Genomic DNA, 25154 nt, shown 5'->3' on the forward strand with positions numbered 1-25154 from the left:
TCGCGGGGACGTGACGCCCGCCCCCGCCCCGGCCGACGGGCCCGCCCCCGTCCCGACCGTGGACGTGCACGCCCACGTCCTGCTGCCCGAGGTCGACGCGCTCGTGGCCGGGCTGCCCGGCCACGCCGCGGCCCGGGAGCTCGACGCCCGGCGCAACGGCCCCGCCGCCCTCGCCGTCAACGGGCCCATGGTCCGCGAGCGCGTCCCGCGGATGACCGACGTCTCCGTACGCCTGGCCGCGATGGACGCCCAGGGCGTGGACGTGCAACTGGTGAGCCCCTCCCCCTCGCACTACCACTACTGGGCGGACGAGGAGACGGCCGAGAAGGTGTACCGGGTCGCCGGCGAGGCGACGGCCGCGCACTGTTCGGCCGCCCCGGACCGGCTGCGCGGACTCGGACTCGTCCCCCTCCAGCACCCGGACCTGGCGGTGCGCGCCCTGGACCACGCCCTGGAACGGGGTCTGGCCGGCGTGGAGATCTCCAGCCACGCCCCCGGGCGCGAACTGTCCGACCCCGCCTACGAACCCTTCTGGGCCCGGGCCGGGGAGACCGGCGCGATCGTCTTCCTGCACCCCTTCGGCTGCACGCTCGACGAGCGGCTGGACCGCTGGTACCTGTCCAACACCGTCGGACAGCCCGCCGAGAACGCCGTCGCGCTCTCGCACCTGATCTTCTCCGGGGTGCTGGACCGGCACCCCGCGCTGAAGCTGCTCGCCGCGCACGGCGGGGGTTACCTGCCCACCCACATCGGGCGCGCCGACCACGCCTGGTCGGCCCGCTCCGACGCGGGCGCCGGCTGCGCGCACCCGCCCAGCAGTTACCTCCGGCGGCTGTACTTCGACTCCCTCGTCCACGACCCGCACGTGCTGCGGGAGCTGGTCCGCGTCGCCGGGGCCGACCGGGTGCTGCTCGGCTCCGACTTCCCCTTCGACATGGGCACCGAGGACCCGGTCGGCGCCCTGCGCGCCGCCGGTCTCCCCGATGCCGACTTCCACGCCGTACGGGGCGGCAACGCCGCCGCCCTCCTCCGCAAGGACTGACACCATGCGCCTGCTCACCCACCTGCGGCACGTCGACCTCGCCGTGCCCGACTACGACAAGCAGCTCGACTTCTACGCCGGCGTCTGGGGCCTGACCAAGGTCGCCGAGGACTCCGGCATCTCCTTCCTGGCCGCCGAGGGCTCGCCCGAGCAGTACGTCGTCCGGCTGCGCAAGGCCGCCGAGAAGCGCCTGGACCTCGTCTCCTACGGCGCCGCGTCCGCCGCCGACGTCGACACCCTCGCCGAGCGACTGCTCGCGGGCGGCGTGCAGCTGATCTCCCGGCCGGGCACGGTGGACACCCCCGGCGGCGGTTACGGCTTCCGCTTCTTCGACGTCGACGGCCGCACCGTCGAGGTCTCCGCCGACGTCCGGGTACGGCGGCACCGCAAGATCGAGGAGAAGGAGTCGATCCCGGTCAAGCTGAGCCACGTCGTCCTCAACTCCCCCGACCTGGACCGGACCCGTCGGTGGTACGAGCGCCACCTCGGCTTCGCGCTCTCGGACACGCTCAGCTCGCCGCACATGGGCGAGGTCATGCACTTCATGCGGATCAGCGACCAGCACCACTCGATGGCGATCGCCAAGGGACCGCACACCTCCCTGCACCACGTCTCCTTCGAGATGCGCGGCATCGACGAGTACATGCGCGGTTCCGGCCGGGTGATGCGCGCCGGGTTCCGGAAGATCTGGGGCCCGGGCCGGCACATGGCGGGCGACAACACCTTCACCTACTTCCTCGACCCGCACGGCAACACCGTCGAGTACACCACCGAGCTGGAGTGCCTCGACGAGGACACCTGGCACCCGCACGTCTACGACTTCTCCCGGCCCGAGGTCACCGACCAGTGGGGCACCGCCAACCCGATGAACGAACTGATCGCCAAGGAGTCCTTCAACGACCCCGACCGCGGTGTGTTCGTCGCCCCGCCGGTCTGACCCCGATCCCGCTCCCCCAGGAGTCGTCCCATGCGTTTCGCCGCATACGAACACCAGCACCGCCACCGGGTGGCCGTCGTGGAGGACGACGGCACCCTCCTCCCGCTGCCCGGCGTCACCTCGCTCACCGATCTGCTCGCCGGGACCGGCGGCCTGCCCGCCCTGCTCGCCGCCGGTGCCGCCGCCCTCGACGTGCCGCCCGGCCCCCATGTCTCCGACGTACGGCTGCTGCCTCCCCTGCGGCCCGCGTCGGTACGGGACTTCGTCACCTTCGAGGAACACGTCGAGGGCGTCCGGCGGTCCGTGGACGGCGCCGACGGCGTACCGGAGCAGTGGTACGCGGCACCGACCTTCTACTTCACCAACCCGCACGCGGTGTACGGGCCCGGCGACGGCGTCCCCGTGCCCCCCGGGTCGTCCGTGCTGGACTACGAGCTGGAGGTGGCCGCCGTCGTCGGCCGCGAGGGCCGCGACCTCACGCCCGAGCGGGCCCGCGAGCACATCGTCGGCTACACGGTCCTCAACGACTGGTCCGCGCGCGACCTCCAGGCGGCGGAGATGCGGGTCGGACTCGGCCCCTGCAAGGGCAAGGACACCGCCACCACCCTCGGCCCGTACCTCGTCACCGCCGACGAACTGGAGCCGTACCGGGACCCCGAGGGGTTCCTGCGCCTGGCGCTGACCGCCGAGGTCAACGGCGAGGTGGTCGGCGAGGACCTGCTCTCCCACATGAGCTGGACCTTCGAGGAGATGACCGCCTACGCCTCCCGCGGCACCCGGGTCGTCCCCGGTGACGTCCTCGGTTCCGGGACGTGCGGCAACGGCGGCTGCCTCGCCGAACTGTGGGGCCGGCGGGGCGAGCGGACACCGCCGCCGCTGAAGCCCGGCGACACCGTCACCCTCACCGTCGAGGGCGTCGGCACGCTCACCAACACCGTCGTCGCGGGGGCCGAGCCCGTGCCGCTGCCGCGCGGCAGGCGTCGTGGCCGGGAGCGGCCGTGAGCGCTGCGCGCGCCGGGCGGTGTGCCGGAGATCCTGATCCGCGCCCTGTACGCGCAGGGCGCCACCGGGCTCCGGGGCGCGCCGGACGGGCCCCGGAGCCCGCCGGCACGGCGGCGATGAGCGTGCGCTCCCGGCGCGGCCGCTCAGGTGTTCCCCGGCCCGCCGATCGGGGTCCGCGAACAGCGCGGTCCGCCGGGGCAGCACCTCGCGGGCGGCCGACGTCCCGTCGTCCGGGACGGCGGAAGCGGGCGGGACGACGGGAACGGGCGGGACGGCGGGACCGGGCCGACGGCGGGCGCGGCAGCCCGGCGGTTCGGCCCGGTGGGCGAAAGTCGGGCGAGCCGACGTCGACCAGACCCTGTTCCGCGCGCCTACCGGCCGGTATACAAGCGATGTTGGACCTGTGGGACAGGAACGTGTCCGGTTGCCGCGGTGTCGCGATCCTCCGTGTGCTCCGACGGCCGGTCCGGTACGGCGGGCCGACCGGGCCTCGAGGAAGGGGCACGATGAACCATCACACGCGTCCGGGCGACGCCCTCGCACGACGGCGCCGCCGCACCACGGCGCTGGGCGCGGCGCTGAGCAGCTGCGCGCTCGTCGCCGGTGTCGGCACCTCGGCTTCCGCTTCGGCCGGGGAACGGCACTCCCCCCGCCCCGTGGACTACGTGGCGCTCGGCGACTCGTACACGTCGGGTCCGCTGATTCCGCGCCAGGTCGATGCCGCCTGCGCGCGCTCGGACCACAATTACCCCTCGCTGGTGGCGGCCCGGTACGAGGTCGCCTCGTTCACGGACGTCAGCTGCGGCGGGGCCAAGACCGACGAGATGTGGAAGGCCCAGGGCACCAACGGGCCCCAGCTGGACGCCCTGAACCGGGGCACCGACCTGGTGACGCTGCAGATCGGCGGCAACGACATGGGGTTCGGCTCCATCATCGGCACCTGTGCCGCGCTCGGTTCCACGGACCCGTCCGGCGACCCGTGCCGGCAGCACTACGCGTCCTCCGGGGTCGACCGGCTCACGCTGAACATCCTCGAGACCGCGCCGAAGGTCGCCCGCGTGCTGCGCGCGGTGCACGAGCGGGCGCCGCACGCACGCGTGGTGGTCGTCGGCTATCCCGCGCTCCTGCCCGACGACGGCAGCGGCTGCCACCCCTCGGTCCCCTTCGCCGCGAAGGACTTCCCCTACCTCCGGGACACGGGCAAGCGCCTGAACCGGATGCTGCGCCTGGTGACGTGGCTGAACCGGGCCGAGTTCGTCGACACCTACGGTCCGTCCGTCGGGCACGACATGTGCAAGGCGCCGGCCGACCGCTGGATCGAACCGCTCCGGCCCGCCGCGCCCGCCGCCCCCGCGCACCCCAACGCCAAGGGCATGGAGATCATGGCGAGCGCCGTCCTGGAACGCCTGGGCAAGAGGGCCGGCCACCGCTGACCGGCCGGGTTCCCCGCCCCGCCCCGGCAAGGGCCCCGGCGGGCGGGGAACGCGGGGCGCGGCCGGCCCCGTGCGGGATGTCCCCCTCGTCCCGCAGGACCCGGCCAGGACGTGCGCACGGTGCGAGGGGCCGGGCCGTCGCGCGGCCTCCGGTGGGCACGACGGGACGGACCGGCGCGTCCACCGCCGGTCCGGGCATCGCCCCGCGCCCGGCGAACCGGTTCCCGTCGCCGCCGCGGCCCGTGCGTCCGTCGACGTGGCGGCGCGGCGGCACTCCGGCTATACCGCAGGGTGCAGTCGACGATCCTTCCGAGGAGCGACGCGGTCTCCCGCACGGGTCAGGGACGCTGTCGTGCGGAACGACCGGGAAGACCGCCGGAAGAGGAGAGACCGCGTGGAAGCGACCGTGCCGCCCGACTGGAACGTCGTGGGAGTCCTGGGGGCCGCCCGGGGTGCGCAGGGCGACCCCGGGGGAGCCGTCGGCACCGAGCACCTGCTGGCCGGCCTCGCCGGCACCAGGGGCTCCGTGGGCCGGGCGCTCGCGGCCGAAGGAGCGACCAGGGCCGCGTCGCTGGCGGTGCTGCGGGACCGGACGGGCCGGAGCGGCGTGTGGGACGCCGACGACGACGTGGGGGCGAGCGTGGCCGCCAAGGACGTCCTGGGCGACGACGGCCCGGCGCGCACGCGCTTCACGGGAGCCGCGGCCGAAGCGCTGGCCGCCGCCATGCGGTACGCCCGGCGGGAGGACGCGTCGAGGTTCGGCGCCGAGCATCTGCTGCTGGGACTGCTGGAGAGCGACGACCGTGCCGCGGAGCTGCTGGGCGTGTGCGGTACCTCGCCGCAGGCCGTGCTGGTCCGCCTCGTCGCCGGCGCCGCGGACCGGGAGGACGGCGCCGCGTCCCGGCCGCACGATGGCCACGGCGGTCTCCCCTGCCACGGCCACCACCGTCGGAAGCCCCTCTGGAGGCGGTGCCTGGGCGTACTCGGCGACTTCGTCTGAAGGACGCCGCGACCACCGGTCGGCAGGTGGACGGACAGGCCGCCCGTCATGTCCCGAAGCATGTACGGGACACCCTCACGGCCGGGCCGATCGGCATCGGACACCGGCACCCCTCCGGGCATTCATGCCGACCGAACGGTCATGAACGGGTAATTTCAGCAACCATTTTTCGCCACCTGGCCAAAATCAGCCGCCGCACATGCGCAATAGCGCGACAGTGCGACAGTGCGACACAAAACGGTGTGGCGTGGGTCACCGTTGACCCTTAAACGAGGAGAGAATTAATATCGGCGAGACCGGACACCGAAACGGCGCCCGGCACGGAAATCCCCCTCACTCCCCCGTCCGCCCCGTCCTGACGCAATCTTTTGGAGTTTCGGCGAGCGATGGCCGCACCCGGAAACCCGCACCGGACGGATCCGCCCCGCCCGACTCCACACCCATAAGCCGGCATCGACCTGTGAACACACCTCAGGCCCCGGCCGACGAGGACCCTCGTCGCACCAGAACGCCGATCTCGCCACAGTTGCGGCCCGCAGAGTGAGTCCGCACGACACGAACAATTCCGACTCACACGTCCGGCGTCTCCCGAAAACCGCCCCCATCCCGAACCCGGCGCGCCCGCACATCGAGCGCCGAATCACCGCGCCCCGGTCCGCCGGATACGCCCCCCTGTCTCTTTTCTCGTGACACCGCGTCCCTTTTCTCGTGACACCGCCTCTTTCTCGTGAAGGGTTTTCCGTGCCTTCCCCCCACATCGCAGTCACCCGGAACTCCGACAAAGGATCGTCCCCCGCGCCCTTGTCCCTGGGACAGGAGCGGCTGTGGGTCATGGCGCGCATGGACGGAGACGCCAGCGCCGCCTACAACGAGCCGATGCCCTTCGACATCCGGGGCCCCTTGGACCGGGACCTGCTCGTCCGCGCACTGCACCGGCTCGCCGCGCGGCACGAGGCCCTGCGCACGCGTCTGGTCCCCTCCGGCGGCACCGCACTGCAGGTCGTCGATCCCCCGGAGACCGGCTTCCCGGTGGTCGTCGAGGACCTGACCGGGCTGCCGGACGCCGGACGGCGGTCGGAGCAGGCGCGGCGGGCCGTGGAGAGCACCCCGTTCCGGCTCGGTGAGGAACCCATGGTCCGAGGCCGCCTCGTGGCACTCGCACCGGACCACCACGTCCTGTTGCTGACGGCCCACCACATCGTCTTCGACGGCTGGTCCCGCTCGACGCTGCTGCGCGAGCTGGGCCTGGTGTACTCCGCGCTCCGGCAGGGCGAGGAGCCGGAACTGCCCGAACTGACCTGGCAGTACAGCGATTACACCCGCTGGCAGTGGGAGTGGATGTCGGGGGAGGAACCCGCCGCGCACGCCGCGTACTGGTCCGACACGCTGGCCGGGGTCCCGGCCGTCATCACGCTGCCCACCGACCGGCCCCGCCCGCCCCAGCAGGACTTCCGCGGCGACCGGGTGCCCGTGACCGTCGGCGAGGAACTCACCCGGGCCCTGCGCGACCTCGCCGCGCGCACCGGGGTCTCCCTGTACGCGACGGTGCTGACCGGCTGGTCGGTGCTGCTGTCGCTGCTCTCCGGACAGGACGACGTCGTCGTCGGCGCCCCGACGTCGAACCGCCGGCGCGGGGACGTCGAGGGCCTCATCGGCTTCTTCGTCAACACCCTGGCCCTGCGCGCCGACCTCTCGGGCCGTCCCAGCGTCACCGAGGCCCTGGAGCAGGTCAACCAGCGCGTCCGCGGCGCCCTCGAGCACGTCGACCTCCCCTTCGAACGGGTCGTGGAACTGGTCAACCCGCCGCGCAGCCCCGCCTGCACGGCCCTCTTCCAGACCATGTTCGCCTGGGTCCCCTCCATGCGGAACGAGCTCGAACTGCCCGGCCTGGAGGTCGCGCTGCGGGAGGACGCGGCGCACGTCCCGGCCAAGTTCGACATGGTCCTGGCCCTGGCCGACGAGGAGCACCGCCTCACCGGCGAGATCGACTACGCGGTGGCCCTCTTCGACCGCGCCACCGTCGAACGCTTCGTGCACCAGTTCCTGCGCGTGCTGCGCCAGATGACCGAGAACCCCGACGCCCCGGTCCGCGACCTGACGCTGCTGGACGAGGACGAGCAGCGGGAACTCCTCGCCGCCTTCAGCACCGGCCCCGTCGCGGACCCGCCGGATGCGGCCGCGCCGAAGGGCCTGCTGGAGCGGTTCGCGGCACAGGTGCGCGAGCGGCCCCACCAGACCGCCGTGGTGGCGGGGGACGCGCGGCTCGACTACGCCGCCCTGGACCGCCGGGCCAACCGGCTCGCCCACGCGCTGATCGCCCGCGGGGTCCGGCCCGACGACGTCGTGGGCGTGCACACCGGACGGACGGCCGAGCTCGTCGTCGGCGTGCTCGGCGTCCTGAAGGCCGGTGCCGCCTACCTGCCGCTGGATCCCGGGCAGCCCGCCGAACGGCTGACCGCCATGGCGGCCGACGCCGGGTCGGCACTGGTCCTCACCGACCGGGCGGGCGCCCTCGGCGAACGGGACCCGTGGCGGGCCCTGACGGACGTCGAGGCCGAGGGGAGCCGTGACGACGCGCCGGAGGTCGGGGAGGACCCGGGCCGACTCGCGTACGTCATCCACACCTCGGGGTCGACCGGGCGGCCCAAGGGGGTCGCGGTCACCCACGGCAGCGTCGTCAACCTCCTCGACCATTGGCGCGAGCTCATGGGCGACGCCCCCGGGGAGGCCGCGTCGGCCTGGTCGAGCATCGGCTTCGACGCCTCCGTGCACGAGCTGTTGATGCCGCTGACCACCGGGGCCGTGCTCCACGTCGTCCCCGACGAGCTCCGCGGCGACCCCGCGGCCCTCATGGACTGGCTGCGCGAGCACGAGGTCACCCAGGCCTTCCTGCCCCCGTCCTACGTCCTGTGGATCGACGAGGACCCGGCCGCCCGCCTCGCCGGACTCGGCCTGCGCCGGCTCCTCACCGGAGTGGAGTCGCTGCCGGAGGCCGCGCTGCACCGCATGAGCGAGCTGCTGCCCGGCCTGCGCGTCTGCTTCGGCTACGGCCCGGCCGAAGCCACTCTCTACTCCACCGCCTACACCGATCCCCAGCCGTACCAGCGCTCCTGCCCCATCGGCCGGCCGCTGCGCGGCACCCGCCTGTACCTGCTCGACGACCGCATGCGCCCGGTGCCCGTCGGGGTGCCCGGCGAGGTCTGGCTCGGCGGGGCGAGCCTGGCCCGCGGCTACCTGAACCGGCCCGACCTCACCGACGAGCGCTTCGTACCGGACCCGTTCGTGCCCGGCGAACGCGTCTACCGCACCGGTGACGTGGCCCGCTGGCTGCCGGACGGCAACGCCGAGTACGTCGGCCGCCTGGACGACCAGCTGAAGCTGCGCGGCTTCCGTATCGAACCCGGCGAGGTCGAAGCGGCCCTGCTGGCGGTGCCCGGCGTGCGGCAGGCCGTGGTCCTCGCCGACCGCGACACCCCGGGCGGCCCGCACCTGGTCGCCGGGGTGGGGTGCGACGGCGGGACGACACGGACGCCGTACGAGTGGCGCACCGCCCTGAAGGACCGGCTGCCGGACTACATGATCCCCGTCGTGGTCGCCGAGTTCCCCGCCCTGCCCCTGAACCGCAGCGGCAAGGTGGACCGCGCCGCCGTCCTGCGCGCGGTCGCGGAGGCCCGCGCCGGACGGGTCAACACCGCCGCGCCCCGCGACCACGTCGAGATGGCGCTCCACCGGATCTGGCGGCGGGTACTGGTCCACCCCGACGTCGGCGTCGCCGACAACTTCTTCGAGCTCGGCGGCACGTCGATCTCCGCGATCAAGATGGCGTCCGCCGTCCAGGAGGAACTCGGCGTCGCCCTGCCCGTGCGGGACGTCCTGGTGCACCCCACCATCGAGGCGCTCGCCGAACGGGTGCGCGGCGGCGGCCCGGGGACCCCGGGATCCGTCCGGTCCGGCAGCCTCGTGGAGTTCCGGGCCGGCACGGGCCGGCAGCGCGTGGTGTGCGTGCACCCGGCCGGCGGCACCGCGTTCTGCTACCTGCCGCTGTCCGCCGCCCTTCCCGACCACGTCGGCGTGGTCGGCCTGCAGGCGCCGGGCATCGACCCCGGTGAGTCCGTCCTGCCCGACGTCGAGGCGATGGCCCGGGAGTACCTGCGGCTCGTCGACGCCCGCCCGGACGAGGAACTCGTCCTGAGCGGACTGTCCTACGGCGGCCTCGTCGCCTACGAGATGGGCCGCCGGCTGACGGCGGCCGGACACGAGAAGGTCAGCGTGGTCCTGCTCGACACCCACGGCGCCGACGACGCGCAGCGGCGGGCCGCGCTCGCCCCCGTGGGCATGGAGGAGTTCCGCGAGAAACTGGTCCGTTTCAACGGCATGTACCCCGGCATCGACGACGACCAGGTGGTCCGCTACCTGAACGTCTACAACCACCACCGTCGGACGGCCCGCGACTACGTCGTGCCCGACTCGCCGGCGCGCGTGGTGCTGATGCAGGCGACAGCCGTGGACGACGAGGACCCGCGGGAGGCCGCGGACCGCCTGCGCGCCTTCTGGCGGCACCGCGTCAGCGGCGACTTCGTCGTCGAGCCGGTGGCCTGTGGGCACTGGGACATGCTGGAGAGCGACGAACTCCCGCGCGTCGCCGCCGTCCTCACCGCCGAACTGGACCGGCTGGCGTCCGGCCCCGCCACGGCCGGGGCCGGACGTCCGCACCACCTCGGCACCCGGGAGGCGTGATGGAACCGCGCGCCACCGCCCACCCGGCCGGCACCCCCGGCGCACCCACCGGGCTCGCCCTGGAGGTGCACCGCCAGGCCCTGCGCACCCCGCGGGCCGAGGCCGTCGCCGACGGCGACGTACGACTGGACTACGCGACCCTCGACGCCACGGCCGCCGCCGTGGCCGAGAGCCTGCGCCGCGAGGGCGTGCGCGCCGGCCAGGCGGTCGCCGTGGCACTGCCGCGCTCGTGGCAGCTGATCTGCGTGATGCTGGGCGTCCTCCGGCTGGGCGCCCAGGTGGTCCCCCTGGACACGCAGAGCCCCGCCGAACGCCTCCGCTTCGTCCTGGAGGACTCCGCGGCGGCCGCCCTGGTGCACCCCACCGCACCGGCGGCGACGGACCTCGCGCCCGGCCTCAAGGCCCTCCCCCTCGACGCGCTGCTGCCCGGAGAGCCGCGACCGGCGGCCGCGGCACCCGCGCCGGCCGCCGCGCCCGCGGTGTCCTTCCTCTTCTACACCTCCGGAACGACCGGACGGCCCAAGGGCGTCGAGGTCCGCGACGCCGGCATCATGCGCCTGGCCCGGCCCGGTTACGTCCGCATCGCGCCCGGCCTGCGCTACTCGTGCCTGGCGAACCCGGCGTTCGACGCCCTGAGCTTCGAGGTCTGGGTCCCCCTGCTGACCGGCGGCTGCTGCGTGGTCCTGCGCGACCACGACGCCCGGACGCCCGAGCGCCTGGCCGCGGCACTGCTCCGTGAGCGGGTGGACACCGTCTTCGTCACCACCGCCCTGTTCAACGCCGTGGTGACGGCCGTGCCGGACTGCTTCGCCGGAGCCGGTGAGGTGCTGGTGGGCGGCGAACAGCTCGATCCCCGGGTGATGCGCCGCTGGTACGAGGACAACGCCGGCAGCGCCACCCGCCTGTTCAACGTCTACGGCCCGACGGAGTCGGCCACCTTCGCCCTGTGCCACCCGATCCCGCGGGACTTCACGGGCGACGTGGTGCCCATCGGCCTTCCCCTGCCGCAGACCGGCGCCGTCCTGGTCGTACCGGGCCGGCAGCACCCCGCCGCGCCCGGCGAGGTGGCCGAACTGCTGCTCAGCGGCGAGGGCCTCGCCGTCGGCTACCGCAATCTTCCCGAGGAGACCGAACGCCGCTTTGTGCGGCCGGCCTGGCTCGGCGACGGCACCGAGCGGTACTACCGCACCGGTGACCTGGTACGGGCCGACGCCGAGGGACGGATCGAGTTCGTCGGCCGCACCGACCGCCAGGTGAAGGTCCGCGGCTTCCGCATCGAGCCCGGCGAAGTGGAGCGGCACGTCCTCAGCCACCCGGCGGTCCGCCGTGCCCACGTGTGCACCCGCCGCGCCGGCCAGGACGGCCCGAACGAGCTGCTGGCGTTCGTCGTCCTGCGCCGGGAGACGTCCTACGAGGACTTCGACCGTCACCTGACGGCCCACCTGCCCGTCTACATGCGCCCGCACCACGTCCACCTCGTCGACGACCTGCCGCTCAACGCCAACGGCAAGATCGACCAGGCCGGCCTGCTGCGGCGGGCCGGCACACCGTGGCGGCCCGCCGGCTCCGGTCCGTCGGCCGTGACGGCGACGGAGCGCGAGGTCCTGGACCTGGCCGAGGAGATCCTGGCCACGACCGGCCTCGGACTCGGTGACCGGTGGATCGCCGTCGGCGGCGACTCGCTGAAGGCGCTGCGGTTCTGCTTCGCCGTCCGGCAGCGCTGGGGCTGCGACGTGGCGCAGTCGGACGTCCTGCACGCGGATCTGGCCTCGATCGCCGGGACGGTGGCCGCGGCTCGCCCGGACCGGGCCCGCGTCTATCCCCCGCCGGTCCTCACCCCCCTGTCCTCGGCGCCCGCCACGAGCGAGCAGGAGCGGCTGTGGCTGCTGCAGCGCCGCGCACCGGGTTCCCGGGCCTACTCCGTCCACCAGGCCTTCCGGGTGGACGGTCCCGTCGACGCCGCCGCGCTGCGGCGGGCGCTGAGGACGCTGGTGGCCCGTCACGCGGCCCTGCGCACGGCGTTCGACCTGGGGCCGCGGGGACTGCGGCAGACGGTCGGCGAGGCCTACGACCCCTGGCACGACCCCGGCACGCAGCGGTCGTGGACCGAGGAGGAGGCGCACGCCTTCGCCGACTCCTTCTTCGGCGAGCCCTTCGACCTCGGCGTCCCGCGCATGCTGCGCGGCTGCTGGCTGCCGCGGGACGGCGGTGGAACGCTGCTGCTGCACCTGCACCACATCGCCGTCGACGGCTGGTCGCTGAGCGTGCTGCTGCGGGACCTGTCCGCCGCCTACGCGGACGACGGCACCGGCCCCGCGACGGCACCCACTCCGCTGGACTTCGCCGCCTGGCAGTCCGACTGGTTCGCGACCGCCGCCTACCAGGAGCAGCGCGACGAACTCCTGGCCCACTACCGGGGCCTGGAGCAGCCCCAGGAACCACTGCCCGACCGGGGCGCCGGCCCGGCACCGCGGGCGCGGCTGCTGCACACCTCCCTCGACGTCGTGCGCCGCGCCGAGGTGGACCGGCTGTGCGCCGAGCTCGGCCTGACCCGCTTCCAGGTCCTGCTGGGGGTGTTCTCCTGGAGTCTGTACGGTGTGAGCGGCCTGCTGCGGCCGCGCATCGCGGCCCCGGTCGCCAACCGCCCGCTGCGCGAGTTCCAGGACAGCGTCGGCATGATGGCCAACACCGTGCTGCTGCCGGTGACGGCCGCCCCCGGTGAGGACCTGCGCACCCAGCTCGCCCGCGTCGGGACCGTCACCGGCCAGGTGCTGCAGCGCCAGGACGTGGCCCTCGGGGACGTACTGACCGGCTGGGAGGCCGTCGGCGACGGCACTCCGTTCGACGTGCTGTTCGTGCTGGAGAACACCGACTTCGACGCGCTGCGCCTGCCCGGCTGCGCCCAGCGCCCCCTGTGGTGGGCCGCGCCGGAGGCCAAGTGCCCCATGACGGTGTCCGTCCTGGAGCACGCCGACGGCCTGGACCTGGTGTGGGAGTACGCGGAGGACCGTTTCACCGCCGAGGCCGTCCGGGCGATGGCCGACCTGCTGCGGCGGGGCGTCGACACGCTCGCCGCGGGCGACCGCCGCACCCTGCGGGAACTGGTCGCCCCCTACCGGCACTCCCTGCCCGAGCACGGGCGCGGGCCCGCCCACGAGCCCGGCTTCACCACCGTCGCCGAGGGCTTCGCACGGCAGGTCGCCCGCACCCCGCACGCGACCGCCCTCGTCACCGCGGACGGGCACGCCCTGAGCTACGCACGGCTCGACGCCCATGCCGCGTCCCTCGCCGCGGATCTGGCCGGCCGTCACCCGATCCCCGAGGACGGCGCCCCCTGCCGGGCTGCCCTGTACCTGGAGCCGTCGGTCGAGCACGTGGTGGCGCTGTTGGCGCTGGCACGGCTGAACGTCACCGCCGTCCCCCTCGACCCCTCCTATCCGGCCGAGGCGCTGCGCCACGTCCTGGAACGGGTCGACCCGCTGTGCGTCCTGACGGCGCCCGGAGCGGAACCGGCACTCGACGCCCTGCTCCCGGACGACGCCGTACGCCATCACGTCGTCCTCGCGGATCCCGCACCGCCACCGGGCGGCGACGCGACGCTCCCGCACGACGGTCCCCGACACGACGGCGCCCGGCCCCTGTACACGCTGTTCACCTCCGGATCCACCGGTGTCCCCAAGGGCGTGCAGATCTCCGACCGCACCCTGTGCGACCTGATCCGGTGGCAGTCCGGGCCGGGCGGCCTCACCGCGCCGGCGGCCACCCAGCAGTTCTCGATGCTGTCGTTCGACGTCTCCTTCCAGGAGATCTTCGGGACGCTGTGCACGGGCGGCAGCCTGCAGCTCGTACGGCCCGGCTGGCGTCAGGACGCCACCGCCCTCCTGGAACGGCTGGAGTCCGCGGGCACCGAGCGGATCTTCATGCCGTACGTGGCGCTGCAGCTGCTCGCCGAGTACGGCGCCCGCACCGGCCGGTATCCCTCTCGGCTGCGCGAAGTGGTCACCGCGGGCGAGCAGTTGGTGTGCACCGACGCCATCCGCCGCTGGTTCGCCGGACTGTCCGGCGCCCGCCTGTTCAACCATTACGGGCCGACCGAGACGCATGTGGTCAGCGCGCTGTGCCTGGAGGGCGACCCGCGGCGGTGGCCCGAGCGGCCCGCCGTCGGACGGCCGGTGGCCGGCGCCGACCTGCGGATCGTGGACGCCCTGGGCGACCCGGTGCCGCCCGGCTGCACGGGCGAGTTGCTGCTCGGCGGCACCATGACCAGTCGCTGCTACCTCGACGACGCCGAGCTCGACAGCACCCGCTTCGTCGAGCTGCCCGGCCGGGGTCTCTTCTACCGCAGCGGTGACCGGGCCTGGTTCGACCACGACGGGCTGCTGCACTGTGCGGGCCGCGACGACCAGCAGGTCAAGCTGAGCGGTCACCGGCTGGAACTCGGCTCCGTGGAAGCCGCTCTGCTGCGCCATCCCGCGGTCGTCAACGCCGTGGTCGCCCTGGACGGCGGCCGGCTGACGGCCTGCCTGGAGTTCCGCGACGAGGCCCCGGACGCCGGCGAACTGACCGCCCACCTGTCCGCGCTGCTGCCGTCCCACGTCCGCGTGGACCGCTTCCGCCGGCTGGAGGCGCTGCCGCGCACCCCCAGCGGAAAGCTCGACCGCAACGCGGCCCTGCGGGCGCCGGGCGAGGAGATACGGCGCCCGGCCGCCTCCCGCGCCGGTCTGTCGGCCCAGGAGGCACGGCTCACCGCCGCGTTCGAGGCGGTCACCGGGACGGGCATCGCACCGGACCGGACCTTCTTCGAGGCGGGTGCCACCAGCCTCACCCTCATGCGCTTCCACCTGCGCTGCACCACGGAACTGGGCCTGCGCTTCAGCGTCGCGGAACTGTTCGAACACGTCACCGTCCGCGCCCTGGCCCGGCATCTGGACGCGGAGCGGCCCGCCGGCACGACATCGGCCGTGGTCCTCGCGGAAGAAGGCGGGGCACCGGATCCCGGCGAGCCGATCGCGGTCGTCGGCATGGCGGTGCGCGTGCCCGGCGCCTCGGACCTGGCCTCCTTCTGGGACCTGGTGGTCTCCGGCGGCACCGGCATCCGCCGCTTCGACGCCCCCGAGGGCGTCATCGGCGCGCGCAGCGTGCTCGACGGCATGCTCGCCTTCGATCCGGGCCACTTCGGCATCAGTCCTCAAGAGGCCCGCCTGATGGACCCCCAGCAGCGTCACCTGCTGATGGCCTGCGTCCAGGCCCTGGCCCACGCGGGCGTCGCGGACACGTCCGCCGCACGCGTGGGCCTGGTGGCCGGTGCCGGCGAGAACACCTACCTCCGGTCCCTGCTGCGCGAGGCGGACCCCGCCCGCCTGCCCGACGACTTCCAGCTCGCCCTGCACCACGAGAAGGACTTCCTGGCCACCAAGGTCGCCTACCACCTCGGGCTGACCGGACCCGTCCTCAGCGCGCAGACGGCGTGCTCCAGCTCCCTGGTCGCCGTGCACCTCGCGGCCGGCCTGCTGCGGCAGGGGGACGCGGAGGTGATGCTCGCCGGCGGGGTGCTCGTCGACCCCGGCCTGACCGGCGGTTACCGCTACCGGCCGCAGCACATCTTCTCCGCGGACGGCGACTGCCGGCCCTTCAGCGACGACGCGACCGGCACGGTCGGCGCGAGCGGCGTCGGCGTGGTGGTCCTCAAACCACTGCGTCACGCACGCCGCGACGGTGACACCGTCTACGCCGTCGTCACCGGCTCCGCGATCAACAACGACGGTGCGGCGAAGATGAGTTACGCCGCTCCGTCGCTGGCCGGACAGCGCGAGGTGATCCGCACCGCCCTGGCCCGCGCCGGACGCACCGGCGCCGATCTCGGCTACGTCGAGGCGCACGGCACCGGCACCCGGCTGGGCGACCCCGTCGAAGTGGGCGCGCTGCGCCAGGCGTTCGACGTCGACGAGTCCGGCCGCTGCGCGCTCGGCTCCGTCAAGAGCCAGCTCGGGCACATGGGCGCGGCCGCCGGCGTGGTGGGCCTGGTGCGCGCCGTTCTCGCCGTGCACCACGGGGTGATCCCGCCCACCCCGGGCTTCCGTGCCTTCAACCCGGAGATCGGCCCCGATCCCACCCCCTTCCACGTCCCCACCCGGTCCACCGCGTGGCCCGGGGGGCGCCCACGGGTCGCCGCCGTCAGCAGCTTCGGCATCGGCGGCACCAACGCCCACGTCGTCGTCGAGGAGGAGACCACGACACGGCCCGCCGCGGCCGGCGAGGTGCCCCGCTGCCTGGTGCTGTCCGCCTCCAGCGCGGACGCCCTCGCCGCGGACGCCGGCAGGATCGCCGACCACCTCCGGCTCCGGCCCGAGCAGTACGCGTCCGTGCTGCGCCATCTCCAGGCCGGGCGGCCGGCCCGCCGCCTGCGGACCGCGGCGGCCCTCGCCGACGCCGGGTCCGCCGTGCGCTGGCTGCGCGCGGTGGCGGCGGGGGAGGTCCCGCACGGCACGGCCGACCCGGACGCCGCCCCGGTGGCCGCCGCCGGACGCACGGCGCGGGATCTCGCCGCCGACTGGACCGCGGGGCGGCCCGTCGCGTGGCAGCCGGGCCCCGCCGCGGCGCCGTGGGACTTCCCGCCGCCGTCCTTCGCGCTGGCCGAACACGACTTCGACCGCACGCCCCCGGCCCGGCCCTCGGATCCCCGGCGGCTTCCCCGGTCCGCGTGGCTGCACCAGCCGCACTGGGTGCGGCTGCGCCGCGCGGCCGCGGCCATCCCGTCCAGCACCCGTGCGTCCGCCACCCGTGCGTCCGTCGTGGTCGTCGTGGCCGCGGAGTCCGTGCCGCGGGAGGCGTGCACGCCGTTCGAGGCCGTGGCCTCCCGGGTGGTGCGGGTGCGCCCGGGCGGCGCCTTCGCCCGTAGCGGACCCGACGCGTTCGAGGTCGATCCCGCCGACCCGTCGTCCCTGCGGCGGTTGCTCGACGCGCTGTCCGAGGACGGCACCGGCGACGGCGGCCTGGACGACGTGGAATGGGTGCACGCGCTGCCCCTGGCGGTGGCGGGGCCGGTCGGCCCCGGCACCTTGGAGCACGCGCGCCACGCCTGCCTGGACAGCACGGCGGCCCTGGCGCAGGCGCTGTCGGGCCGGACCGGATCGCCGCGGGTGTGGTGGCTGTCGTACGGCGCCCAGCCCGTGACCGGGACGGTCGAGCGGCCCGAACTGGCCCTCCTCGCCGGTCCGGTCGAGGTCGGCCCCCAGGAGAACGCCCTGTCCGGCCACTGGCTGGACCTTCCCGACGGCGACCTCTCCCGCTGGGCGGGGCACGTGGCGTCGGCCGTCGCCGAAGCCCGCCGGGCGGCCGCCGGCGGCGACCCGGCGCCGCCCCGCCGGCTGGCACTGCGCGACGGCTTCTGGTGGAGGTCCGCCACCACGCCCGTGCCGGCACCGACCTCGGCGGAGGGGGCGGAGGGTGTCGCGGCGTCCGGGGACGACGCGGTCCACCTGGTCATCGGCGGCACGGGCGGCATCGGCCGCGCCGTCGGCGCCTGGCTGCTGGAACACACCAGGGGCCGGGTCCTGCTGCTGTCGCGCACCGCGCAGCTGCCCGCCGAACTGGCCGGCTTCGCCGACCGCGTCGAGCTGATCGCAGCCGATCTGGCGACCGCGCCCGTGCACGAGGTGGTGGCCGCCGTCACCGGCCGTACGTCGCGGCTGGACGGCGTGGTGCACGCGGCCGGCGTCGGATTCGGCGGCCTGCTCGTACGGCGGGAGGCCCGCGCGATGCGGGGACCCGCCGCGGTCCGGGACAACGGCGCCCTCGTCGTGGAGGGGCTGATCGAGACGTTCCACCCGCGGTGGGCGGTCTACTGCTCCTCGATGTCGGCCCTGCTCGGCGGTGTCGGGCAGAGCGACTACGCCGCCGGGGCGAGCCTCCTGGACGCCTTCGCCCACCACCGCCGCGACGAGACGGAGACGACCTCGCGCATCGCCGTGTCCTGGGACATCTGGCGCGAGAGCGGCATGGCGACCCGGGCCCTGGCCGCGGACGGCCGTCACCGGGCCCACCTGGAGGTCGGCCTGAGCGACGAGGAGGGCACGGCGGTCTTCGCCCGGGCCCTGGCCCTGCAACTGCCGCACCTGCTGGTCTCCACCACCGACATCGAGGCGTCCCGCGTCTTCTACACCGCGGCCGCCGGACACCCCGGCCGGGCTCCCGCGGCTCCCGGGGCCACCGCCCAGGCCCCGGACGACGCGGCGGCGACCACGGACCCGGGCCGCCCCGGGGCGACGGCCACGGACACCGGCGGCCCCGGGGAACAGGCGGCCGCCGTGGCGCGCCTGATCCGGAACCTGCTGGGCACGGACGGGTTCGGCGCCGACGACTCGCTCTACGACCTGGGCGCCGACTCGCTCACCCTGCTCGGTCTGATCGCCGACGTCGAGGACGAGCTCGGCGTCGCGCTCGACCTGGCCTCCCTGAGCCACCGGGTCAGCCTCGCCGAGATCCTCAAGCACCTCGAGGAGGCCCTCGCGCCCGTCGCGCCCCTTCCCCGGGCGGCCGCGCACGACGCCCCGCACGTGGTCCTCGATGTCTGGCAGGAGGGAACCGGTACGGCCGTCCTGTGCCTGGTGCACCCGGTGGGCGGCGACATCCAGGCCTACCGGTCGCTGGTGGCGGCGCTCGGGCCCGCACCGACCGTGTGTCTGATCGCCGACCCGGCACTGCGGGAAGCGGACCTGCCCGCGTGGTCGCTGGCCGAACGCGCGCGCCTCTACGACACCGCGCTGCGCGACCGCTTCGGCGGCCCGGACCGCCGGCTCCACCTGGGGGGCTGGTCGTTCGGCGCCCGGGTGGCCATGGAGATGGCCGCCCTCGCCGAGGCGTCCGGGCGTCCCGTGCACGCGCTGTACCTGCTCGACCCGCCGCCGCCGCGGGCGGACGCGCTGGTCGCCGCCTACGACGAGACCCGTCTCGAAGCGGTCTTCGCGGCCGAGCTCGGCACCGGGGCCGCCTCCCCGACCGCGGAGCACGCGCAGGTGTACGCCGAGCGGCTGGCCCGCTGCTGCCGTGCGAACCTGCGGGCCCTGGGCGAGCACGAGGTGCGTCCGCTCGCCCTCACCCCGGCCTTCCTGTGGCTGGCCGGGCAGCCCACGGCGGGTCTGCCCGCGCCCGGCGACCCGCGGGAGACCGCCCGCCGGTGGAAAGCGCTCCTGCCTTCCTCCGCCGTGCGGCGCACGCTGCCCACCGACCACTACGGCATCGTCGCGCCGCCCCACGTCCACACCGTGGCCGAGGCCGTCACGGCGACGCTCGCGGACGCCGCCGGTGCCCGGCCCCACCGCGCGCACGAATCGGAGACCGATCAGTGAACCCCTACCAGTCCCTGCCCGCGCGGTCGTTCTGGCGCCCCGCCGTCGCCGAACCGGACCCGCTGGCCATCACCGACGTGTGGAGGCCCAAGTTCGCCCTCGGCCAGGACGACCCGGTCGTCACCGCGGGGTCCTGCTTCGCCGCGCGGCTCGGCCGCGCGCTGCTGGACTCCGGCATGAACTGGCTGGACACCGAGCCCGCCCCGCCGGGCCTGACCCGCGAGGAGCGCCGGGCCCGCCACTACGGCGAATTCTCCTTCCGCACCGGCAACATCTACACGCCGGCCGTCCTGCGGCAGTGGCTGTCGTGGGCCCTGGGGCACACCCGCCCGCCCCGGGAGGCGTGGCCCGACGGGGACCGCTACGTCGACCCCTACCGTCCCGCGATCGAGCCCGACGGCTTCGGCTCGCCCGCGGAGATGCTCCTGGCGCGCGAGGTCACCCTGGACGCCGTCCGCTCCGCCGTCCTGAGGGCGAGCTGCCTGGTCTTCACCATGGGGCTCACCGAGGCCTGGCGCGACACCGTCGACGACACCGTGCACCCCACCTGCCCCGGCACCGTGCGCGGCGTCTTCGACGCCTCACGCCACGTCCTGCACCACTTCACGTTCGCCGAGGCGCACCGGGACATGGCCGAGGCGATCGCGATGGCGCGCCAGGCCAATCCGGGTCTGCGCGTCCTGCTCACGGTGTCCCCGCAGCCGCTGACCGCGACCGCCACCGGCGACCACGCGCTGCCCGCCAACGGCTACACCAAGTCCGTGCTGCGCGCGGTCGCCGGCCAGCTCGCCCTGGAGGACCCGGAGGTCGACTACTTCCCGTCCTACGAGCTCGTCACCGGGCCGGTCTTCGGCGGCAGGTTCTTCGGACCCAACCAGCGCACCGTGACCGCCGAGGGCGTCGACTTCGTGATGCGGCACTTCGTCGCCGGCCTCCACGGGCACGCGCCGCAGCCCCCGTCCGCCTCCACCACCGCATCCCGTCCGGCGGATGCCGCCTGTGAGGACGCCGTCCTTGACTACTACAGCCCCCGCTAGGTTCCTGCTGCTCGGCGACTCCCACGCGGGTCCGATCGGACGGGCCGCCCGGCAGTCCGGCATCCCGTTCCAGGGCGGCCCCGTCGGCGCCGGACGGGACTTCACCGACAGCTTCTTCACCGTCCGCCACGGCGGCGACATCGTCTTCCATTCCCGGGAGGCGCAGGAACACTACCGCCGCTTCCTCGGGGAGCTCGGCGCCGACAGCCTCGCCGAACTGGGCGTACCGCTGGTCGCGACGTTCGGGTTCTGCGCGCACTTCATCGCGCTGCGGGAGAACTGGGACCTGTACCGCGACCGTGCCGGCGCCGTGCCCGCCGCTTTCCTGGCCGGCGCCCTGTTCGACGCGATCGTGCGCGCCGCTGTCCGGGACGCCCTCGCGTTCTACCGGCACGCCGTCGGCCTGGGTCTGCGGGTCGTCGCGGTGATGCCCCCGCAGCGGATACCCGGCCGCTCCGACCCCGCGGTGTTCCTGGCTGCCCAGGAGCGCGTCCGGCTGGCCGTGACGGATCTCGGCGTCGACGTCGTGGACCTGCGCGGCCGGACCACCGGCCCGGACGGCCTGCAACGCCCCGAACTGTGCGAGGCCGACGACGAGATCCACGGCAACCTCGCCTTCGGCCGCATCGTCCTCGCCGAACTGCTCGACCGAGGCCTGTAGAACACCCGATCCCCGGAAGGACGTCATGGAGCCCTACGAACGCGAGGCACTGGAAGCGGTCACCACCCGCCCCGTGCACGACTACCGCACCCTGAGGGTCGAGCGGCTGACCCCCGTGCTGGGCGCGGAGGTCCTCGGCGTCGACCTGTCCGGGGAGATCCCGGACGAGCAACTGGACGAGATACGCACCGCGTTCCGCGACCACCACGTCCTCGTCTTCCGCGACCAGGACATCTCCGTCGAGGACCACAAGCGCTTCGCCTCCGCCTTCGGCGAGCTGCGGCCCGTCAACCCCCCGCCGCCCGAGGGCGACCCCTGCGTCCTGGAGATCCGCACCACCTCGGCCGCGGCGAACGTGGCGGGCAACGGCTGGCACGCGGACGGCACCGCCGACGCCGAACCGTCCCTGGGGTCGATGCTGTACATCACCGAGATCCCCGGCCCCGGCTCCGGCGGCGACACCCTGTTCGCCAACATGCACCTGGCCTACGAGATGCTCTCCCCGGCCCTGCGCTCCCTGCTGGACGGGCTCACCGCCGTCCACGACGGCGCGCAGGCCCTCGCGGGCTACACCCCGCCGGCCGACTACGTCGTCCCCAGGAGTGAACACCCTCTCGTCGCACGGCATCCCGAGACCGGCCGCAAGCTGCTGTACGTCAACAAGGCCTACACCAGCCGCGTCCCGCAACTCTCCGAACAGGAGAGCCGAGCCCTGCTCGACCTGCTCTTCGACACCGTCGCCGGCAGGCCCGTCCTGCACCTGCGCGTGCGCTGGAGCCCGGGCACCCTCGTCTTCTGGGACAACCGTTGCGTCCAGCACCACGCGGTCTACGACTACTACCCCTACACCCGCTACGGCCGCCGCGTCGCCATCGACGGCGGCCCGGTCAAGGGCTGACGACGCGACGAAGCCTCAGGCGTGGTGCCCGGGCCTCCACGGCCCGGGCACCACGCCTGAGGTGTTCCCCCGCTCACGCCGTGGCGTGCCGGACCGCCTGCGCGAGACCGTGGCGCAGGCGTGCCCGGGCCTGCCGGGCGGCCGGACCGCCGGCACCGTCCGCTCCCGCCCAGGCGGCGATCCAGGCCTGCACCAGGGCGAACGGCCAGGCACGGGCGTACTCGTCCGCCTCACCGGTGGTGAAGGCGAGGGCGTAGGCGGCGGCGTTCGCGACGGTGTTGGCCTCGGTGTGCACCCGCTCGCTCACCTCGGTGTCCATCCGGGCGTAGGTCTCGCCGTACTCCTCGGCGTCCTTCCCGGCCCAGCCGCGCGCGAGCGCGAAGGAGGAGGCGGCCGCGGCGGCCCGGGCACGGACCTGTTCGCGGGGATAGGCCAGCCGGTACACCTCGCGCAGCGCCGGTTCCAGCGCGGCGGACCAGACGTCCTCGCCGAACGTCTCGCCCCGCGCCGCGCGTTCGTGGAGCGCCCGCAGCGCCTCGTGCGGGGCCGGATCGCCGCCGCGCCGGGCGACCGCCTCGGCGAGCAGTTCGGCGACCGCGCCGGCGTGCCAGAGGTGGACGGCCGCGAACGGCACCCCGGCGCCGAGGTGCCCGAGGCCGTCGGTGGGGTCCGCCTCCTCGACGAGCGCCCCGGCGACCTGGACGGGCCAGGCGGGTGCCGCCGCCGTCCCCGTCCTCGTCTCCACGGTCTCCGACGGGATACGCGAGCGGGTCGACATCACAGCCTCCGGGACGGACGGCCCCGGCTCGGGGGCCGGGAGAATCATCGGAGGGCGCATTCTTCCGTCCCGGGGGTCACGGAATCCAGCGTCGGCGGGTCCTCGCGTCGCAGCGGGAACCGCTCCCCCGGTACGGCCGGTCCCGGTGAGCGCGCTCACCGGGACCGGCCGTACCGGCCGCACCGCGGGGCGCCGGACACGCGCTAGCGACGGCCGCGCACGAGCAGGTACAGGAAGTACGGCGTCCCGATCACCGCCGTCACCAGGCCCGCGCCGAGCTGGGCGGGCGCGATGACCGTGCGGCCGATCAGGTCGGCCACGCAGACGAGGGCCGCGCCGAGCAGGACGGCGACCGGCACCACCCGTGCGTGCCGCCGGCCCACGAGGGTGCGCGCCGCGTGCGGTGCGACGAGGCCCACGAAGCCGATGGTGCCGGCCGAGGCGACGGCGGTCGCGCTGAGCAGGACGCTCACCACGAGGAGGCCCAGGCGGACCCGGGACAGCCGCAGACCGAGCAGCCGCGGGGTGTCCTCGTCCAGGGACACGAGGTCCAGTTCGGTGCGGCGGGCGACCGCCACCCCGATGCCCAGCGCCAGTACCAGCGCGACGGGCAGGACGTCCGGCAGGGTCCGCCCGTACGTCGAACCGGACAGCCAGGTCAGCGCCTTGGTGGCGTTGAAGGGGTCGGTCAGCACGATGAGCAGGCTGATCAGCGCCGTCGTGGCGGCGGCCACGCCGACGCCGACGAGGACCAGCCGGTTCTGCCGGTAACCGCCCCGGGCGGCGAGTCCGAAGACGACGGCGGAGGCCGTGGCGGCCCCGGCGAACGCCGCCCCCGCGACGGCCCAGGATCCGGCGACGGGCGCGGTGGTGACGAGGAGCACGGCGCCCAGCGCGGCTCCGCCGGAGACGCCGAGGACGCCGGGTTCGGCCAGCGGGTTGCGGGTGACGGCCTGCACCAGCGTGCCGGCCAGGGCGAGGGCCGCGCCGGCGCACAGGGCGGCGAGCACGCGCGGCACCCGGGTGTCGAGGACGAAGGAGACCGTCTGCCCGGCGCGCCCTCGCGCCCAGTTGACGACGTCGCCGAGCAGGAGCCCGGTGTCGCCCAGCAGCACGCCGGCGACCGTGACGCCGGCGACCGTGACGACGAGGACGGCCACCGTGACCCGGAACGCGGTGCGGCCGGGGGTGCGCAGCCGGTCCGGGGCGCCGGCCTCGGCGGTGTCCCGCAGCCGCAGGGCCGTCACCACCAGGAACACGGCGCCGACGAGGCCGGTGACGACTCCGGTGGGGACGGCCACCGCCGTGTCCGCGGGCACCAGGGCCCGCAGCAGGACGTCCGACCCGAGGACCAGTCCCGCACCGGCCAGGCCGGCCACGGGCCAGCCGGCACGGGCGCGGGCGAAGGCCGGGAACCGGCGGGCGAGCGGCCGGGTCAGGGCCGGGGCGCACAGGCCGACGAAGCCGATGGGCCCGGCCAGGGTGACGGCGGCGGCCGACAGCAGTGCCGCCAGGACGACGACCGTGACGCGGGTGGCGCGGACCGGGACGCCGAGTCCGCGCGCGGCGTCGTCGCCGAGGGCGAGGGCGTCGACGCGGCGGGCGGTGAGCAGCAGGCCGACGAGGCCGGCCGCGGCGACGGGCAGCATCTGCAGGACACCGTCGAAGCCGTTCTGACCGATGCTGCCCTGGTTCCACTGGTACAGGCCCTCGGTCTGCTCGGGGAAGAGCAGGAGCAGGCCCTCGGTCACGGAGTTGAGGCCGAGCGCCAGCGCGGTGCCGGCGAGGACCAGCCGTACGGTGCCCGTGCCGAGGCCGGACAGGGCGAGGACGACGCCCGCGGCCAGGAGTCCGCCGGCGAAGGCGACCCCGGAGGAGGCGAGCAGCGGCAGCGAGACGCCGGTGGCCCCGACCACGCCGAGCGCCAGGTAGGAACCGGCGTTCACGGCGAGGGTGTCGGGCGAGGCGAGCACGTTGCGGCTGACGGCCTGGAGCACGGCGCCCGCCACGGCGAGCACGGCTCCGACCAGGAGGCCCGCGGTCATGCGGGGCAGCCGGGAGGCGACCACGACGGAGGCGTCCGCCGGATCTGCCCGCCCGGTCAGGGCCTTGAAGACCTCGGCCGGTCCGACGGCGGCCGTGCCCTGGGTGATGTCGACGACGGCGAGGGCGGCGACCAGGAGCGCCAGTGCGGCCGTCACCGCGGCGGCACCCCTGCGGGGCGGGGCCGCCTGCGGACGGGTGGCGGGGGCGGTTGCGGTGACGGCCACGGCTGCGTCGCC

The 25154-nt window shown here is 74.8% G+C and carries 12 protein-coding genes; 10 read left to right on the plus strand and 2 right to left on the minus strand.

Annotated features, from left to right (window positions below):
- The first annotated feature begins 10 nt into the window (after positions 1–10).
- From ACZ5FU_RS25440 to ACZ5FU_RS25485, 10 genes are all read left to right on the plus strand, one after another.
- Positions 11–1042, plus strand: a complete 1032-nt coding sequence (locus tag ACZ5FU_RS25440; protein WP_469046722.1) for an amidohydrolase family protein — start codon at positions 11–13, stop codon at positions 1040–1042.
- A gap of 4 nt (positions 1043–1046) precedes the next feature.
- Positions 1047–1979 carry a VOC family protein gene (locus tag ACZ5FU_RS25445; RefSeq protein ID WP_469046694.1) on the plus strand — a complete coding sequence of 311 codons (933 nt, stop codon included), beginning with the start codon at positions 1047–1049 and terminating at the stop codon, positions 1977–1979.
- A 30-nt stretch (positions 1980–2009) separates the two neighbouring features.
- Positions 2010–2981, plus strand: a complete 972-nt coding sequence (locus ACZ5FU_RS25450; protein WP_451781834.1) for a fumarylacetoacetate hydrolase family protein — start codon at positions 2010–2012, stop codon at positions 2979–2981.
- Between the two features lie 506 nt (positions 2982–3487).
- The gene (locus ACZ5FU_RS25455) at positions 3488–4414 is read left to right on the plus strand and encodes an SGNH/GDSL hydrolase family protein (RefSeq protein WP_468646708.1); all 927 of its coding nucleotides are present in this window, start codon (positions 3488–3490) and stop codon (positions 4412–4414) included.
- A gap of 394 nt (positions 4415–4808) precedes the next feature.
- Positions 4809–5414 carry a Clp protease N-terminal domain-containing protein gene (locus tag ACZ5FU_RS25460; protein ID WP_468839035.1) on the plus strand — a complete coding sequence of 202 codons (606 nt, stop codon included), beginning with the start codon at positions 4809–4811 and terminating at the stop codon, positions 5412–5414.
- Positions 5415–6245: 831 nt separating this feature from the next.
- Positions 6246–10151 (plus strand): non-ribosomal peptide synthetase, encoded by a 3906-nt coding sequence (locus tag ACZ5FU_RS25465; RefSeq protein ID WP_469046724.1) that lies wholly within the window; start codon positions 6246–6248, stop codon positions 10149–10151.
- A complete protein-coding gene (locus tag ACZ5FU_RS25470) occupies positions 10151–19498 on the plus strand; it encodes an amino acid adenylation domain-containing protein (protein ID WP_469046695.1) in 9348 nt (3115 codons plus the stop codon). Before ACZ5FU_RS25465 ends, ACZ5FU_RS25470 begins: the two co-directional genes overlap by 1 nt.
- Complete coding sequence (locus ACZ5FU_RS25475; protein ID WP_451781828.1) at positions 19495–20535, plus strand: GSCFA domain-containing protein; 1041 nt, start codon at positions 19495–19497, stop codon at positions 20533–20535. The genes ACZ5FU_RS25470 and ACZ5FU_RS25475 overlap by 4 nt, the downstream gene beginning before the upstream one ends.
- Positions 20498–21196: a hypothetical protein gene (locus ACZ5FU_RS25480; RefSeq protein ID WP_469046696.1), complete on the plus strand. Its 699-nt coding sequence runs from the start codon at positions 20498–20500 to the stop codon at positions 21194–21196. Before ACZ5FU_RS25475 ends, ACZ5FU_RS25480 begins: the two co-directional genes overlap by 38 nt.
- Positions 21197–21221: 25 nt before the next feature.
- The gene (locus ACZ5FU_RS25485) at positions 21222–22094 is read left to right on the plus strand and encodes a TauD/TfdA dioxygenase family protein (RefSeq protein WP_469046698.1); all 873 of its coding nucleotides are present in this window, start codon (positions 21222–21224) and stop codon (positions 22092–22094) included.
- A 73-nt stretch (positions 22095–22167) separates the two neighbouring features.
- Here ACZ5FU_RS25485 and ACZ5FU_RS25490 read toward each other — a convergent pair whose 3' ends face one another.
- A complete protein-coding gene (locus ACZ5FU_RS25490) occupies positions 22168–22872 on the minus strand; it encodes a SpcZ (protein ID WP_469046699.1) in 705 nt (234 codons plus the stop codon).
- 203 nt (positions 22873–23075) lie between these two features.
- Positions 23076–25142 carry an iron ABC transporter permease gene (locus tag ACZ5FU_RS25495; RefSeq protein WP_469046701.1) on the minus strand — a complete coding sequence of 689 codons (2067 nt, stop codon included), beginning with the start codon at positions 25140–25142 and terminating at the stop codon, positions 23076–23078.
- Positions 25143–25154: the final 12 nt, after the last annotated feature.

This window comes from Streptomyces sp. NPDC031554 (assembly GCF_055580685.1).

Bases quoted from the DNA above. Each gene is read 5' to 3' on its own strand.
- ACZ5FU_RS25445 (WP_469046694.1), top strand. From the start codon at position 1,047: ATGCGCCTGCTCACCCACCTGCGGCACGTCGACCTCGCCGTGCCCGAC.
- ACZ5FU_RS25450 (WP_451781834.1), top strand. From the start codon at position 2,010: ATGCGTTTCGCCGCATACGAACACCAGCACCGCCACCGGGTGGCCGTC.
- ACZ5FU_RS25455 (WP_468646708.1), top strand. From the start codon at position 3,488: ATGAACCATCACACGCGTCCGGGCGACGCCCTCGCACGACGGCGCCGC.
- ACZ5FU_RS25465 (WP_469046724.1), top strand. From the start codon at position 6,246: ATGGCGCGCATGGACGGAGACGCCAGCGCCGCCTACAACGAGCCGATG.
- ACZ5FU_RS25470 (WP_469046695.1), top strand. From the start codon at position 10,151: ATGGAACCGCGCGCCACCGCCCACCCGGCCGGCACCCCCGGCGCACCC.
- ACZ5FU_RS25485 (WP_469046698.1), top strand. From the start codon at position 21,222: ATGGAGCCCTACGAACGCGAGGCACTGGAAGCGGTCACCACCCGCCCC.
- ACZ5FU_RS25490 (WP_469046699.1), bottom strand. From the start codon at position 22,872: ATGTCGACCCGCTCGCGTATCCCGTCGGAGACCGTGGAGACGAGGACG.